The organism is Halopseudomonas phragmitis, assembly GCF_002056295.1.
In the GTDB taxonomy this organism is placed as follows: Bacteria; Pseudomonadota; Gammaproteobacteria; order Pseudomonadales; family Pseudomonadaceae; genus Halopseudomonas; species Halopseudomonas phragmitis.
Window position 1 is genome coordinate 533,125 of the sequence record NZ_CP020100.1, and the last position, 15,061, is coordinate 548,185.

The window sequence follows — 15,061 nt, forward strand, 5'->3', positions numbered from 1 at the left end:
CCGCTTCATCGGGGCCGGCTTTTTTATCTCTGCTGCGCACCCACCTCTTTTAGATCCCATATAAATCAATCCATTCTGCGGACATCCAGAAGAAAATCGACAAAACCCGAAATTTATATTGAAAACTATAAAACCATATTTTAAATTTAAACTGTTCCTGCCGCACATCACTGCTCACAGCCGCGCAGGACCCACAACATGATTCGCCGCATTCGCCTTGCCCATGCCGGCGTCAAAGGAGAGTTCACATGACAGCGTTAGATCTGCATCGAGAACACAACACCAGCTCGGGAGTTGCCGAAGACCTGGCCGCGCGTATTCGTGATGCTGGTGTCGAGTATCTGTACTATCAGGTGGTCACACTGACCGGCCGGGTCATCGCCAAAGTAGTTCCAGCCAAGCATCTGCTGCGCAATCTGGACAAAGGTGTCCAGTTCCACCGCACCGCGATCTCCGACCTGCAAAGTACCCGTGAAGGGGTCCTGCTCGGCGGCGGCGCCCAGGCGGCCGAATTCACCGCCATGCCCGACGCAGGCAGCTTCAATGTACTGCCCTGGGATCGTTCACTCGGCGCGTTCTTCTGCCGCCTGTACGAACCGGAGCACCGCCCGGAGATCGGCGGCCAGACCCTGGCCACCGACCCGCGGAGCCTGCTGATCGACAGCCATCGGCGCTTTACCCAGGATACCGGACTGACCCTGAAAACCGGGTTGGAGCCGGAAATGTCCTGGCTGGGCAAGGATCTGGAAGTACACGTCCGCCCAGGTGCAAGCCCGGCCTACCATCTGGGCAACCTGGAACTGATGCGACCAATCTTCAAGAAGGTCATGGAATACGCCAGCGCCATGGGGCTGGACATGATCGAAGGTGATTACGAGGATCCCGGGCAACTGGAATTGAACTGGATGTTCGATGACTGCGAACTGACCGCCGACCGAATGATGACCTATCGTCTGATCTGCCGTCAGGTCGCTCGCGAGATGGGCGTTCAGGCCAGCTTCATGCCCAAGCCGACCACTGGCAGCATGGGTAACGGCTGTCACCACAACTTCAGCCTCTGGCGCGGTAACCAGAACGTGCTGGCTGAGTCTGGCCGGCGCGACCTGCACCTGACCGATACCGGCCTGCATGCACTCGGTGGCGTACTCAAGCACGCCCCCGGCTCGATGATGATCATGGCCTCGACGGTCAACTCCTACAAACGCTACTGGGATGCCGGGCTGTTCGCCCCCAATTGCGTCAACTGGGGTATGGACAACAAGACCTGCACCGTTCGGCTGTCGGCCAACGGCCGACTGGAATACAAGATCCCCGACGCCAGTGTAAACCCCTATCTGTCGCATGCCCTGTTGCTGGCCGCCATGCGCGATGGCCTGGAAAACCGAATCGAGCCCGGCGCTCCAGACAACAGCAACAGCATCCCCAGCGCCCCTGACCCTGCACGGATCCTGCCGAAAACCCTGGGTGACGCAATTCAGGCCTTCGACCAGGACCCAGTGATCCGCACTGCCCTGCCCGCCGATATGGCTCAGCTCTATCGTGACCTCAAGGCTGATGAGTGGGCCCGGTTCTGTTCCTATGTCACCGACTGGGAACGCAAGATGTATGTGGAGTACCTGCCATGAGCCCTCCCTTCCGTGTGATTTGCGCCGACCTGCCCGCTCCGCCGCTGTTCTGGAAGGACGCCGACGGCTACCGGCATGGCTACGAGTCCGATGTCGCCCGCTTGCTGGGCACCAAGCTCGGCCAGGAAACCCGCTTTGTCTACCAGAACTGGGCCGATTTCTATCCGGCCCTGGAAGCCGAGACCGGCGACATTCTGCTCTGCGGTCAGGGAATCTCCGAGTACCGCAAAAGCCTGGCCGATTTCAGCGAGCCCTACGCTGTTTTTGATGAAGCCGTCATGGTGCTGCGCGGCAGCCCGATCAGCAGTCCCACGGATCTGATCGGCAAGCGCGTCGGAGCCATCGCCAACAGCCTCAATATGGCGCTGGCAGAAACCTTCAACGGCTGCATTACGGTGCCGTTCGCCGGTGACTCCGAGGACGTCTTGGGCGATATGGTCAAGGCTCTGCGGGCCGGCAGCATCGATGCCTTCGTCGATGATGACGTCGCGCTAGTGCCACTGGCCGAAGAGGTCGATCTGGCCATTGCATTCACCGTGCCCAGCAACAACGCCTGGGGCATTGCGGTCCGCAAGGGGGCCCCCGAGCGCTTGACGGCGGTCAACCAGGCCCTGGCCGAGGTCAAGCGCAGCGGTGAGCTGCAGGCCCTCTGGCACAAATGGATGCCCAGCCTGAGTTATCCGTTCTGATGCTCATTCCGGCCTGCCGCCCGGCAGGCCTTACTGTCACGCGCCGGGCCTGACCGGCGCGCCCACCCGCGAGGAGAGACCATGAAAAAAACAACAACCTGCCTGTGCTCCGCCTTCATCTTCGGCACCGCTCTCACGGCTAGTGCAGAGTCCTTTGACACCCCACTTGGCAGCATTGATGCCAGCATGAGTGTTACCCTGGCCAGCGACTATATCTGGCGCGGCCAGTCACAGACCGCCGGAGCTGGCGCGATTCAGGGCAGCCTCGACTTTGCCCATGAGTCAGGGCTCTACATCGGGGCCTGGGCCTCGAATGTCGATGCCGACACCTTCGGCGCCAGCATCGAGATCGACTACTACCTGGGTTTCGCCGGCCAGCTCAGCGACAACCTCAGCTATGACCTGGCCTGGGCGACCTATACCTATCCCAAGGCTGGCGGTGCCGCCAGTGTCGATGAGATTCTGGCCAGCTTCAGCTTTCATGGCCTGACCATCGGCAGCAAGTACGCTTATGAGCCCCAGAGCGCTCTGTATACCTATGTCAGCTATGCCTTCGAGCTGCCCTATGATCTAGGCCTTGAGCTGCATATGGGACACACAGACACCAAGGATCCGCTCAATCCGCCGGCCGACAATGGCAAAACCTACCGTGACTGGGCCGTAACCCTGGGCAAAACCCTGCTGGGACTGGAGTGGGCTCTGATGTACTCGGACACCAATCTCAAAGGTTCGACCTGTGCCGCCTGGTACGGCAAGAGCCGCTATTGCAACGGCAATCTGACCTTGTCGGTATCCAAGGGCCTCTAAACCAGCAGTGCCTGTGGTCCGCCGCACCAGGGCGGACCATAAGCGTGCAGCCCTGGTGCGGCAACTCTGATAGACTGCATTCCATCCGAAGACACAGATGGATCTGTCTGAGCCCTTCGGGCAGGATGATCACACAAGGCTGCACGCACCATGAACGGAAAATCCACTCCCAACGCTGGTTCCTTCATGCGCCTTCGTCAGGAAGGTCGAACTGAAGAGGTTGTTCGACGCCTGATGGAAGCCATTGATCTGGGCCTGTATTCCGAAGGCCAGCAACTGCCCAGCGAAAGCGAGCTGGCCATGCAGTTCGGCGTCGCCACAGTCACCCTGCGCGAGGCCTTAGCCTATCTGCGGCAACGCGGTGTGATAGAAACCCGACGCGGCCGCAACGGCGGCAGCTTCGTCTGTAATTCGGTAGAAATTCCCGCCGACATACTGCTCGACCAACTCAACGAACTCAGCACCATCGAACTGCGCGACCTCGGTGATGAACACGTTGCCATCGCCGGTACCGCCGCACGCCTGGCAGCCAAACGCGGCACCGAAGAGCACCACCAACACCTGGCTCACTACATCGCGGCCTTGGGCGAAGCCCAAAGCCGGCGCGAGCGGCGCCGGGCCGATGCTCGCTTTCATATTGAGGTGGCTGCAGCCTCGCAATCGGTGCGCCTGACCCATGCGGAAATTCGCCTACAGGCGGAAGTCGGTGAGCTTCTGTGGCTGCCATCAGCTTCAACACCAAACCCCGAAACAGTGCAACAGGAACATCAGGCCATTCTGGATGCCATCATCAGCGGCGATTCAACGCTGGCTGGAGCCTTGGCTGAAGCACACGTCAACCGGGGCATCAAGCGCCTGATCAGCCTCAAACTGGAGCTTTTATCCTCTGAGACTGAATGATTGGCATAACCCTTGCCTGCTATTTTTTGACCAACATCAAAAATCTCCCGCCTGATCCCGTTATTTCCTCGGGAAACCTCACTAGGTCAGGCACAGCGAGGGTTAAGGCCATGGCCGAAGACGCACTCAACCGCGAACTGCAGGACTGCATCTCACGGATCGACGTTTCCATCAGTAACATCTTCGCCCAGATCGACATCCTGGCCCGAGAAGTCTGTGCCATCTGGCAGCAGCAAGGCTCACCCGGCAAGGCACCTGCAGCACGCGACCTGAAGTCCCTGCGACCACTGATCGATAGCCATCTGGCAGCCCCCAGAAGTTGCCTGCAAGGTACAGGAGTGGTGCTTGAACCTAACGTGCTACAGGATCGGGAGATGTACTGCGAGTGGCGACACCTGACCACCAACGGTCGCATCGCCCCACTGGATCTGAACTTCAACCGCAGCAGTGACAGCTACTACAATTACCGCGACATGCCCTGGTTCACCCGCCCGCGCAGTACTGGCCAGCGGGTTGTCATCGGCCCCTATATCGACCTCTACGGGCAGGACACCTATATTCTTACCTTCGCCCAGCCGCTGAATGTCGACGGGCGCTTCATCGGCATTGCCGGGGCCGATATCGCCCTCGGTCGCTTCGAGCGCATTCTGGTCTCTGGGCTGCTGAAAATGAGCCATGAAGCCTTCATTGTCACCGATGAAGGCCGGGTAGTAGCAGCCAACACTGCAAACTGGACTGCCGGCGAGCTGGCCCGGCATGCCATGTCGCGTAGCGAAAATCACTGCACGGTCGTTGACCTGGGTGAGCAGGCTTCACACTGGGCACTGGTCCAGCGTCCCTGTATCCGTCAGTTAGCGGGCGCCGCCTGAGTTCCTCACCGGCCAATCAACGGTAGCTTAGTGCTACCGTTGTTACCATAAAGTATTACATCAGCTTATTAAGGTTACACTCTGTAACAACCGCTTCTGCCGCCTCTGACCCCATCGTGGGGCAAATCCATACCATCACGCACAAACCCGGGGCAGTATCTCCCCACGCCAGAGGGCTTAGAAGCGCATTAGAGTCACAAAAACAAATACATTTAAACTCATATGAAATATGGCACGAGCCGTGCTTGTAATAAAGCAGACCCACGCGGACCGCCTCAGGCCGGCACGGGTTCACACCACCGATAGGCCAGACCACAGAAGACAAAACCGCCTATGGAGCGCGCCAACAGGCGCAGGAAAACCGGTACCGCCGCTCGGATCGAGTACTGGTTATGCCTGCCCAGCGCCCTTCAGGACCATTGCTTGAGAGGACTTCCCATGAAAAATCTGCGTCACTTTATGCCAGAAAGCTGGAGCCTGGTGTTTTCCGCCTTCGCCGCCGCTTACGGGGTCGGCCTGCTGGCCTTGCTAGCCTTGCCGTTTCTGATCAGCGCCGTGATGAGCGACCTGGGTCTGGATGAAGCCCAGGCAGGCTTTCTATTGTCGGCCGAATTCATCTTCACCATGCTCGCCTCACTATTCATAGCCCCAATCATGGGTCGAGCACCACGCAAGACCATTGCCCTGATTGGCGCCAGCATTGCTATTACCGCCAATCTGATCTCGGCAAGCATCACCGATGCCTATCTGCTCACCGCTTTGCGTTGCGTTGCCGGTATTGGCGCCGGCTTGGCACTAGCCTGCGGCAACGCTTGCGTCTCCAGCGCCCGCGACCCGGACAACGTTGCAGGCTACATGAACGTTCTGTTCGTTGCTTTGATGATCGTAGTAATGCTGGCCTTTGCCAGCGCTATGGCCAGCAGCGGTCTGGCTGGACTGTACTACGCAATGGCCATAACCCAGGGAGTGATGGCTGTGCTGATCCTGAAGATGCCGCAACGGGCCAGTGTCGAGCATCACACTCATCACCATCACGCCCCCAACAGCAAGCTGCTGTCCACCGTAGCAATCTGCATGATGGCCGCCATGTTTTTGTTCTCAACCCGTGACACCATGGGCTGGGCGTTCGTCGAGCAGGTCGGTGTACGGGTCGGCTACGACGGTGAAACCCTAGGCATGCTGTTCTCGCTGCAGGCCTTTGTCGGCCTGATCGGGCCGCTGCTGGCGGCAATCATCGGCAAGCGCTTCGGCATGAGTACCCCGGTGATCATCGGTATCCTGCTGTGTGGCGCATCGAGTCTCGGGTATGTTTTGGGTGAAGCCTCGAAAACCATGTACACCATCGCGGTGATGATGATTGCAGCCACCTATTTCTACACCCTGGCCTACCTGACTGCACTGGCCGCCTCGCTCGATCGAGAAGGCCGGGTGGTCGCCGCCTGCGGCAGCTTCCTAACCCTGGGTATCGCGGTAGGCCCGGCTATCTCCGGCATGCTGATCTCGATTGGAGGCTATACCCTGACCGGTTGGGCTATTGCTGTTACGGTCATCCTTACTCTGCTGGCTGTCTCGGTGCCACTGGCCCGTGCCAAGGAGCGCCACAGCGCGGCTCTGGCCGCTGCAGCAGGCTGAGCCAACAAAGAGCTCGGTGTCTTCCCCGGCACCGAGCTACCGGCTAATAGCGCCGGGCCTGTCCCCACAACACCAAACCAATCCCGCCCAGAGTCATGGCCGATACCAGCAGCAAACGCAAGCTGAGGCTTTCCGCCAGCAGCAGACTGCCAAGCAATGCGGCGATGACCGGTACGCTGAGCTGCACACTGGCACCCTGGATGGCACTCAGGCCCTTGAGCGCGGCATACCACAGCGCATAACCCAGCCCCGAGGTCAGCGCCCCTGACAACAGCGCGTACAACAGCCCCAGCCCATCGACCTGCCAACTCCCGGCAAAGGCCAACAGCATCAACACCCCTAACGGAGTGGCGCGGAGAAAGTTACCGGCGGTGCTCGCCAGCGGATCGCCAGCGCGCCGACCAATCAATGAGTAGCAAGCCCAGGCCAGCCCGGCCAGTACCATCAGCAGGGTGCCCGACAACGCTGGCGCACTGCTGCCGGGCAACAGCCACAGCCCTAGTCCCAGCGCCGCCAACGTCAATCCCGCAGCCTGCAATCGGGTCAGCCGCTCGCCCTTGAGCAGCCCCCAGCCACTCATGCCAAGCTGTACCGAACCGAACAGAATCAGCGCACCGACCCCGGCATCCAGATGCAGATAGGCCAACGAGAACGCCCCAGCATAGACGAACAAGGCCAAGGCCCCAGACCAGTTGCCCTGGAGCGCCATCCGGCCGCTGCCAAAACGCAGCAACAGCAGCAAAATCACGGCCCCGGAAGCCAGTCGCAGGGCGGTAAAACTGGCGGGGTCGATGGCCGTATCACGTAGTGCCAGGCGGCACAGCAGCGAGTTGCCGGCAAACGCCAGCATGGCCAGGGCGGTCAACAGCAGGGTGCGATAGGACAAGACAGGCATTGGCTACTCCGGCCAGCAAAGCCCCGACCCTAACCAGTCGGTCAGCAGCGCTCAATCCCTCTTTAGGCTAAGACCAGATGCCCGCCTCAGTCATGAGTTGCTCCAACGCCTGACAGCGCTCTGCATCGGACATAACTTCCACCCGTAGCGCCTGCTCGCCACTGGCAAAGCCGCACAACATAGGGGCACCAGCTACATCACTGACATCCACCAGCGAGTCAAACACTGGCGGCTCTTCGGCAGCCAGCATGAACCCCCGTCCTGCCGGCCAGGCTTGACGTTCGCAATGAAAGAAGGTCTTACTGACACAGCCCGAACCGATCCGCCTCAGCGCCTGGCGTACCGGGGCCGGCAACTCCGGCTGAATGCGCAGGCGCTGGTCCCGCACCGGGCCCACTGCCGTGGCGACAATCACCGCATCGGCCGACCAAACCTCACCCTGCTCGCAATGGACCAGCCATTGCCGCTGAGCCGACTCCAACTGCAGTGCCCGCTGGCCGAAGCGAATATCCAGCCCTGCGGCCAGCTCGCTGACAAACTCGGACAGCCCACCGGTAATCAGTTGGTTGCTCCCCGCCAAATGGAAATCCTCGGCCCGGTGCCGGGTACTCAGATCAGCCAAGGGGGCCGAAACCAGGCTGGCATATTCCAGACGCAACCAACTGTTCAACACCAGCCGCTCGACCCGATCACAATCGGCCAGATCAATGGCCGTCAGACTGTCTCGCAAACAGGTATCAGCCGCTGACGGCTGTTGATCCAGTTGCTGCTCAATGCCAGCCAACCGTGCCTGCAAGCGCTCGTACAGGAGAGGCTCCAGCCGGCCCTGGCCCAGGATATAGGTATTGGCATAATCCCAGGATCCAGAAGCGATATAGCTCACCCGCTCTGCCAGGGGGTGACCCTGCTCGCCATGCAACCAGGCGCCGCCCAACGGCAGCGGCATGCCCAGACGGCTATCACAGCGGGCCCGCCCTCCGGCGTGCGGGCCAGCCTCCAGCAGGCGAACCGCCACACCAGCCCGGTGCAAGCTGCGCGCCGCCGCCAGCCCAGCCAGACCGGCACCGATAACCAGCACCGAAGCAGGCCCGGCCAGACCACTGGCAAGCACCTGCCGGGCCGCCCGCTCGCCACTGAAGAAAGCGCCATGCAAGGTGCCCGGCCCGGCCGCCCATGTGTATTCACCGGCCAGCCAGAGCCGCGGCGCGATCTCGCCAGCCAGCCGCTCCCGATCAGCCGGCGTGCCGCCGGGACGCAGGTACGAATACACCCCGGCAAAATCCGGGTTACGGTTCCAATCGGTACTCAGCACCCCGAGAATCCGTGGTCGAGGGAACCTGGGCTCAGAATAATTCACGTTGCATCAACCAGTTATCGCCCCGCCAGGCCTGAAATTGCTCCATAACCTGCCAGCCGCGCCGGACGTAATAGTCGCGCCGGTCATGGGTGTGCAGGTAAATCCGTTGATAGCCCTGGCGGCGTGCCTCGGCCATGATCGCCTCGATCAGCCGTTCGGCCAGGCCCTGACCTCGAACCTGAGGCTGCACATAGACGCATGCCAACCAGGGCCCCAGCTCTGGCCGCTCGGGCAGATCATCCCGCGCCAAGGCCGCGCCACCCAGCAACCGCTCGCCCTCAAGCGCCACCAGTGCTGGCCAGTCACCGTTGAGCTGGCCGGCGGCGAACTCCTGCTGCCAGTCCGTCAGGCTCTGGCTGGCAAACTCATAATCAAACTGTGCATGCAGCCAGGCGGCCAGCGTCGGGCAGTGCTGCATATGCTCGCGCAACCAGTGCAGTTCAATCATCGACACCCCCAATCAGTTCCAGCAACTGCGGCAGCCAGTGCCCCGCCGGTCCCTGCAGTGACCGCTCGCGCTCGGCCCGCGGCGCGATTGAGTCAGGGTTAACGTGCACCAGCCAGGCACCGGAGGCCAGGGCGTGCTGGGGAATATGAGCTGCCGGATAGACCTGCCCGGAAGTGCCGACCGCCAGCAGCAGGTCGCATTTGCCAGCAGCATCCAGCGCCTGCTCGAAGGCGCCGTCCGGCAGCATCTCGCCAAACCACACCACCCCGGGACGAATCCAGCCCCCACAGAACCCGCACTGTGGCGGACTGATCCGCTGCCCTTCCACCACCTCGGCCAGCACGTCATTCGACAACGGATGAGGCCGGGCACAGTCGAAGCAGCGGGTAGCACTGAGGCTGCCATGCAGATGAATAACATCGCGGCTGCCGGCCCGTTCATGCAGATCATCGACATTCTGGGTCACCACAGTCAACTGCTCGACCCGCGTCGCCAGTGCTGCAATCGCCCGATGGGCCGGGTTGGGCTGGGCCTCGGCGACCTGTCGCAGGCGCCACTGGTACCAGCCCCAGACCAGATCCGGCTCAGCGGCAAAGGCCTCGGCCGTAGCCATGCTGGCTGGATCGTAACGCGCCCACAGTCCGCTCAGCGCATCTCGAAAGGTTGCGATCCCACTTTCAGCCGAAACCCCTGCTCCAGTGAACACCACCGCTCGACGCACCCGACGCATGGCCGCCAGCCAATCCGGGTCCATTGCCTGCCCCATCATCCGTTCACCTCGCTGCTGGCCGGTTTAAGCCGACGACCAATAACCATTACACTGTACGAGCATACCGCAGAGCCGCCGGGAGAACCCATGCAGGTTGAACTGATCGAGATCCGCGACCACATCAGCCGTTTCCCTCCGTTCGATGAACTGCCATCCGACACCCTTGACGAAATCGCGCGTCAGGTCGAGATCGGCTACTTCAAGGCTGATAGCGATATTCTGGTCTACGACCAGAGCATTCACGACCTGTACTTCATCCGCAGCGGCGCCGTCGAAGTGCACCGACGTAACGGTGAACTCTACAACCGCCTGGGTGAGGGTGACTTCTTCGGCCACTTCGGCCTGCTGCGTGGCCACCGGGTCCGTTACCCGGTACGCGCGATCGAGGATACCCTGATTTATTTCATCCCCGACCGGCTGTTCCGTGAACTGTGCGAGCAGTTCGACAATTTCTCCGACTTTGTCGAACTGGAGGGCGAGTCACGGCTTAAGTCGGCGGTGGCGCTGCAGGGCAAGGCCAGCGAACTGATGAAGGTCAAGGTTCGCAAGCTGATCAACCGGCTACCGGTTACCCTGTCGCGCAATGCCAGCATCCGCCAGGCCGCGCAACTTATGAGCGAACAATCCGTTTCTTCACTGGTAGTGATCGACCCGGATGCCGGCTGGCCCGATCCAGAGCGGGTGCCAGTGGCTGATCAGCAGCATCAGGTGATGGTCGGCATTCTCACCGACCGCGACTTTCGTACCCGGGTAGTTGCCCAAGCCCTGCCACCTGAAACCCCGCTGAGTGCGGTCATGTCACCCAACCCGATCACCGTACAAGCCGACGATTCAGTGTTCGAGGCCATGCTGTGCATGCTGCGCAACAACATCCACCACCTGCCGATCCTGCATCGGCGTCGGCCGATCGGAGTGATCAATCTATCAGACATCATCCGCTACGAATCGCAGAGTAGCCTGTATCTGGTCAGCAACATCTTCAACAAGCAATCAGTCGACGAACTGCAAAACCTATTGCCGGATGTGCGCGCCACCTTCGTGCGAATGGTCGGTGACGAGGCCAACGCCCACATGATCGGCTGCGCGATGTCGAGCATCGGCCGCGGCTTCATTCAGCGCCTGGTTGAGTTGGCCGAGGACCAGCTTGGCCCGCCGCCAGTGCCTTACTGCTTCCTCGCTCTCGGCTCGATGGCCCGCGACGAGCAACTGATAGTCACCGACCAGGACAACGCCCTGATCCTTGACGACAGTTTCGACCCGGTCGAACATGACGCCTACTTTTTCAAGCTCGCCAGTTTCGTCAGCGATGGTCTGGCCGCCTGCGGTTACAGCTACTGCAAGGGCGGCATCATGGCCACCAACCCCAAATGGCGCCAACCGCTGGCAGTGTGGAAACAGTATTTCAGCGACTGGATCGAGCGGCCGAACCCGCAGACCCTGCTCAACAGCAACATCTTCTTTGACTTGGACAGCGTCTGGGGCGAGGCAGAACTGGCCGAACAGCTCAAGGACCTGATCGCGGAAAAGGCCAGTCGCAACGAACCGTTCATTGCCCTGATGGCACGCAATGCCCTGAACCGGACCCCACCGTTGGGTCTGTTCCGAACCTTCGTGATGGAAAAGGATGGCGAACAAAACAACATCATCAACCTCAAGCGTCGCGGCACCGCCCCCTTGACCGACCTGATCCGGGTCCATGCACTGGCCTGCGGCTCCAAGGCGCAGAACTCGTTCGAGCGTTTAGACGCCATCGCCGCCACCAAACTGATGCCGCCCGAGGCCCTCGATAAACTGCGCTATGCCCTGGAGTTTCTGTCGATCGTGCGCATCCGCCATCAGGCCATGGATATCGAAGCCGGGCGCGAGCCAGACAACAACATCGAACCGGAGAAAGTCTCCACCGCCGAACGTCACAGCCTCAAGGAAGCCTTCCAGGTGCTGAGCAACGCCCAGAAATTCCTTCGCTTCCGCTACCCGGCTCTGCAGGCGACCCGACCGTTATGAGCGCCCAGCCAGAGCAACTGCTCGATTGGCCCAGGCGCCTGGCCAACCTGGCCGCCAGCAGCCGCGATCCACGCCTGGCCTCCTTCTATCGAGCCGGCTGCCCGGCCGCCGACTGCCCACTGGAGCAGCTACCGATGGTCGCCCTGGACATCGAAACCACTGGCCTGGACCCCAAGCGCCACGCCATTGTCAGCCTGGGCCTGGTGCCCTTCGACCTGCAGCGCATCCGTTGCAGTCAGAGCTGGTATCAGGTGGTGCGCCCCAGCACTTCGCTACATCCCGAATCGATTGCCTTCCATCGCATCACCCACTCGGAAATCGAGCAGGCACCGCCACTAAAGGCGGTACTGAGCGAGTTACTGGAACGCCTGGCTGGCAAGCTGGTAGTAGTGCACTACCGCCCTATAGAGCGCGGTTTTCTCGATCAAGCCCTGCGCCGCGAACTGGGCGAAGGCTGGCAGTTTCCGCTGATTGACACTATGGCTATCGAGGCTGAACTGCACCCGCAGCGCCAACCCGGCTGGCTGCTGCGCCTGCTGGGCAAGCAGCCGATCTCGATCCGCCTGGCAGACAGCCGCAGCCGTTATGCCCTGCCGCTATATCAGTCCCACCATGCCCTGACCGACGCTATCGCTACCGCCGAACTGTTTCAGGCGCAGATAGCCACCCATTTCGACCCGCAGCTGCCCGTCAGCCGGCTTTGGTGCTAACCCACGCCCTGTCCAGCAGGGCGTGGGGATCCTTCAGCGCCTTGGCTCACTCAATAGTCCCTTGATAATGGCAATACAGCCAACCAGCAGCACCAGAGTAAACGGCAAACCAGTAGATACCGCCATCGCCTGCAATGCCACCAGGCCGCCGCCCAGCAGCAGGGCAATGGCCAGCACCCCCTCGATCACAACCCAGAATACCCGTTGCGGCACCGGCGCATTGACCTTGCCACCAGCCGTGATGGTGTCGATCACCAATGAGCCGGAATCAGACGAAGTGATGAAGAATACGATGACCAGCACGATACCGATAAACGAGGTCAATTCGGTCAGCGGCAGTTGACTAAGCATGGCGAACAACTGCAACTCCAGCGCTGCCTCCTGCACACCAGTGAAGCCATCGCCCAGCAACTGACTGATCGCCGTGCCGCCAAAGGCGGTCATCCACAGTACCGACACCAGCGACGGCACAAGCAGTACGGCAATCAGAAACTCACGCACGGTCCGGCCACGGCTGACCCGCGCGATGAACATGCCGACAAACGGTGACCAACTGATCCACCAAGCCCAGTAGAAGGCGGTCCAGCCCTGACTGAAGTTGGCATCTTCGCGTCCAATCGGATTGGACAGCGCCGGCAGGTTGACCAGATAGGCCCCAAGGTTGCTGAAGAACCCGCTCAAAATCGCCAGTGTCGGCCCCACCACAATCACGAACAGCAGCAACAACACCGCCAGTCCCATATTGATTTTCGACAGCCGCTGCACGCCCTTTTCCAGGCCTGCCAATACTGAGAGCAATGCTATCGCTGTGATGCCGATGATCAGCAACACCATGGTCAGATCACCGCTCGGAATACCGAACAGATGACTCAGACCCGCCGCCGCCTGCTGGGCACCCAATCCCAGCGAGGTGACCAGGCCAAACAGAGTGGCAAATACCGCAAGAATATCTACCACATGACCAGGCCAGCCCCAGACCCGCTCACCCAGCACCGGGTAAAAGATCGAGCGCACGCTCAACGGCAAACCCTTGTTGAACGAAAACAACGCCAGCGCCAGCGCCACCACCGCATAAATTGCCCAGGGGTGCAGGCCCCAGTGGAAGATAGTCGCCGCCATACCAAGCCTTAGGGCCTCTTCACTATCGCCGGCCGCAGCGGCCAGTGGTGCCCAGTCGCTACGCAGTCCATCAGCGCCAACCGACACTCCACCGACGGCAGCGGAGTAATGCGACATCGGCTCGGATACGCCATAGAACATCAGGCCAATGCCCATACCGGCAGCAAACAGCATCGAGAACCAGCCCAGATAAGAGTAATCCGGCCGTGCATCCAGCCCGCCCAGACGCACCTTGCCTAGCGGTGAAACAATCAACGCCAGACACAGAATCACGAAAATGTTCGCCGCCCCCAGGAAAAACCAGGCCAGCTTGCTGGTCAGCCAGCCACGCAGGCTGGTAAACAATTCTGCCGCTTCGCTTTGCAAAGCCAGCGTCAAAACCACGAACAGCAGCACCGTCAGGGCCGAGATCAGAAAGACCTTGCCGTGGATATCGAGCGCAATGGTGATCTTGCCGGAGAAGTTGTCCTGACCCACCACATAGTCGGTGTCGATCAGATTGGCATCCCCGCTCGGGGCCGGAATGCCATCGAGACTGGGCGTCTCGTTCACAGCGGCGGTTTCATTCAAGGGTTGGCTTCCCATCTGAATTACTCCATTGAGGTCCGTGGCCACACAGGCACACACAAACAACGCGGCATCGCCTGACGGCGGCGCCCTGAGCGCCCATATGGGCATTGAGGTGCAGACTTCGGGATACCCAGGCCAAAGCCATGGTGTTTTCCTAGCGTCGCATTTTGATAATATTTTTCAATCAACGTGCAATGATAACCCGAAAAACGTAATCAAGGGAAATCAAGGCCTTGTTGATAATCAAGCAGAGCGCCGAAATTCAAAGCCAATCGACGCTGTTGATATCCAGTATAGCCAAATTCATTCACGGCTCTGGCACAAGACATAGCTACGCCGTCCTGCCTTAACAACACAACAGGTTGGTTTGCCGATAAAACAGATAAAGCTATCGCAGATCAGGACGTGCGCAGAATCTCCAGCACGTCGCGCGCGGACATGCCATAGGCTTTCATCAGAGCCTTGAGTTCATCATTAAAGGCCAGTTCCTGCTTCAAACCCGCATCCTGCTTCATGGCTTCAAGCTGGGCCAGTTGCTGGGCCAGCTTGCGCTCTGCCGCACGGAATTCCGAGAGCTTGCTCATGGTTGTAAATCACCCCGACATGGACGTGAAAAGAGAATCAAATAGGGAGAAAGCCCAAGATTCTACACCAACTCGCAGGCATT

At 60.2% G+C, this 15,061-nt stretch carries 13 protein-coding genes and 1 pseudogene; 8 read left to right on the forward strand and 6 right to left on the reverse strand.

What is annotated here, in order from left to right; genetic code table 11:
• Nucleotides 1–248: 248 nt before the first annotated feature.
• The 6 genes from BVH74_RS02425 (at nt 249) to BVH74_RS02450 (ending at nt 6,522) form a co-directional block, all read left to right on the forward strand.
• Nucleotides 249–1,625, forward strand: a complete 1,377-nt coding sequence (locus tag BVH74_RS02425; protein WP_080048540.1) for a glutamine synthetase family protein — start codon at nt 249–251, stop codon at nt 1,623–1,625.
• On the forward strand, nt 1,622–2,314 hold the full coding sequence (locus BVH74_RS02430) for a substrate-binding periplasmic protein (RefSeq protein ID WP_080048541.1): 693 nt from the start codon (nt 1,622–1,624) through the stop codon (nt 2,312–2,314). Before BVH74_RS02425 ends, BVH74_RS02430 begins: the two co-directional genes overlap by 4 nt.
• An 81-nt stretch (nt 2,315–2,395) precedes the next feature.
• Nucleotides 2,396–3,121, forward strand: coding sequence for a TorF family putative porin (locus BVH74_RS02435; protein WP_080048542.1), 726 nt, complete (start codon nt 2,396–2,398; stop codon nt 3,119–3,121).
• A gap of 150 nt (nt 3,122–3,271) precedes the next feature.
• Complete coding sequence (locus tag BVH74_RS02440; RefSeq protein ID WP_080048543.1) at nt 3,272–4,021, forward strand: FadR/GntR family transcriptional regulator; 750 nt, start codon at nt 3,272–3,274, stop codon at nt 4,019–4,021.
• 110 nt (nt 4,022–4,131) lie between these two features.
• Nucleotides 4,132–4,890: a cache domain-containing protein gene (locus BVH74_RS02445; RefSeq protein ID WP_080048544.1), complete on the forward strand. Its 759-nt coding sequence runs from the start codon at nt 4,132–4,134 to the stop codon at nt 4,888–4,890.
• Between the two features lie 438 nt (nt 4,891–5,328).
• Nucleotides 5,329–6,522 carry an MFS transporter gene (locus BVH74_RS02450; RefSeq protein ID WP_080048545.1) on the forward strand — a complete coding sequence of 398 codons (1,194 nt, stop codon included), beginning with the start codon at nt 5,329–5,331 and terminating at the stop codon, nt 6,520–6,522.
• Between the two features lie 43 nt (nt 6,523–6,565).
• On the opposite strand, the gene BVH74_RS02455 is transcribed toward BVH74_RS02450, so the two are convergent.
• The 4 genes from BVH74_RS02455 to BVH74_RS02470 all read right to left on the reverse strand — a co-directional run bounded on the left by BVH74_RS02455 (nt 6,566) and on the right by BVH74_RS02470 (nt 9,991).
• Nucleotides 6,566–7,408 carry an EamA family transporter gene (locus BVH74_RS02455; protein WP_080051594.1) on the reverse strand — a complete coding sequence of 281 codons (843 nt, stop codon included), beginning with the start codon at nt 7,406–7,408 and terminating at the stop codon, nt 6,566–6,568.
• Nucleotides 7,409–7,484: 76 nt separating this feature from the next.
• Nucleotides 7,485–8,774: a flavin monoamine oxidase family protein gene (locus BVH74_RS02460; RefSeq protein ID WP_080048546.1), complete on the reverse strand. Its 1,290-nt coding sequence runs from the start codon at nt 8,772–8,774 to the stop codon at nt 7,485–7,487.
• Nucleotides 8,761–9,222 carry a GNAT family N-acetyltransferase gene (locus BVH74_RS02465; RefSeq protein WP_080048547.1) on the reverse strand — a complete coding sequence of 154 codons (462 nt, stop codon included), beginning with the start codon at nt 9,220–9,222 and terminating at the stop codon, nt 8,761–8,763. Before BVH74_RS02465 ends, BVH74_RS02460 begins: the two co-directional genes overlap by 14 nt.
• The gene (locus BVH74_RS02470) at nt 9,215–9,991 is read right to left on the reverse strand and encodes an SIR2 family NAD-dependent protein deacylase (RefSeq protein ID WP_119701894.1); all 777 of its coding nucleotides are present in this window, start codon (nt 9,989–9,991) and stop codon (nt 9,215–9,217) included. Before BVH74_RS02470 ends, BVH74_RS02465 begins: the two co-directional genes overlap by 8 nt.
• Before the next feature lie 87 nt (nt 9,992–10,078).
• On the opposite strand from BVH74_RS02470, the gene BVH74_RS02475 reads away from it, so the two are divergent.
• The gene (locus tag BVH74_RS02475) at nt 10,079–11,995 is read left to right on the forward strand and encodes a DUF294 nucleotidyltransferase-like domain-containing protein (RefSeq protein ID WP_080048548.1); all 1,917 of its coding nucleotides are present in this window, start codon (nt 10,079–10,081) and stop codon (nt 11,993–11,995) included.
• Nucleotides 11,992–12,705, forward strand: a complete 714-nt coding sequence (locus BVH74_RS02480; protein ID WP_080048549.1) for a 3'-5' exonuclease — start codon at nt 11,992–11,994, stop codon at nt 12,703–12,705. The genes BVH74_RS02475 and BVH74_RS02480 overlap by 4 nt, the downstream gene beginning before the upstream one ends.
• Before the next feature lie 33 nt (nt 12,706–12,738).
• Here the strand turns inward: BVH74_RS02480 and BVH74_RS02485 are convergent, their stop codons facing one another.
• Together BVH74_RS02485 and BVH74_RS18855 are read right to left on the reverse strand one after the other, a co-directional pair.
• Nucleotides 12,739–14,409: a BCCT family transporter gene (locus BVH74_RS02485; protein WP_080048550.1), complete on the reverse strand. Its 1,671-nt coding sequence runs from the start codon at nt 14,407–14,409 to the stop codon at nt 12,739–12,741.
• Between the two features lie 395 nt (nt 14,410–14,804).
• Nucleotides 14,805–14,978, reverse strand: a pseudogene (locus BVH74_RS18855) (transcriptional regulator); the annotation flags it as partial.
• Nucleotides 14,979–15,061: the final 83 nt, after the last annotated feature.

What these genes read in the sequence shown, in the direction of transcription:
- BVH74_RS02425 (WP_080048540.1), top strand. Translation starts at nt 249, where the DNA reads ATGACAGCGTTAGATCTGCATCGAGAACACAACACCAGCTCGGGAGTT.
- BVH74_RS02430 (WP_080048541.1), top strand. Translation starts at nt 1,622, where the DNA reads ATGAGCCCTCCCTTCCGTGTGATTTGCGCCGACCTGCCCGCTCCGCCG.
- BVH74_RS02435 (WP_080048542.1), top strand. Translation starts at nt 2,396, where the DNA reads ATGAAAAAAACAACAACCTGCCTGTGCTCCGCCTTCATCTTCGGCACC.
- BVH74_RS02440 (WP_080048543.1), top strand. Translation starts at nt 3,272, where the DNA reads ATGAACGGAAAATCCACTCCCAACGCTGGTTCCTTCATGCGCCTTCGT.
- BVH74_RS02445 (WP_080048544.1), top strand. Translation starts at nt 4,132, where the DNA reads ATGGCCGAAGACGCACTCAACCGCGAACTGCAGGACTGCATCTCACGG.
- BVH74_RS02450 (WP_080048545.1), top strand. Translation starts at nt 5,329, where the DNA reads ATGAAAAATCTGCGTCACTTTATGCCAGAAAGCTGGAGCCTGGTGTTT.
- BVH74_RS02465 (WP_080048547.1), bottom strand. Translation starts at nt 9,222, where the DNA reads ATGATTGAACTGCACTGGTTGCGCGAGCATATGCAGCACTGCCCGACG.
- BVH74_RS02470 (WP_119701894.1), bottom strand. Translation starts at nt 9,991, where the DNA reads ATGATGGGGCAGGCAATGGACCCGGATTGGCTGGCGGCCATGCGTCGG.
- BVH74_RS02475 (WP_080048548.1), top strand. Translation starts at nt 10,079, where the DNA reads ATGCAGGTTGAACTGATCGAGATCCGCGACCACATCAGCCGTTTCCCT.
- BVH74_RS02480 (WP_080048549.1), top strand. Translation starts at nt 11,992, where the DNA reads ATGAGCGCCCAGCCAGAGCAACTGCTCGATTGGCCCAGGCGCCTGGCC.
- BVH74_RS02485 (WP_080048550.1), bottom strand. Translation starts at nt 14,409, where the DNA reads ATGGGAAGCCAACCCTTGAATGAAACCGCCGCTGTGAACGAGACGCCC.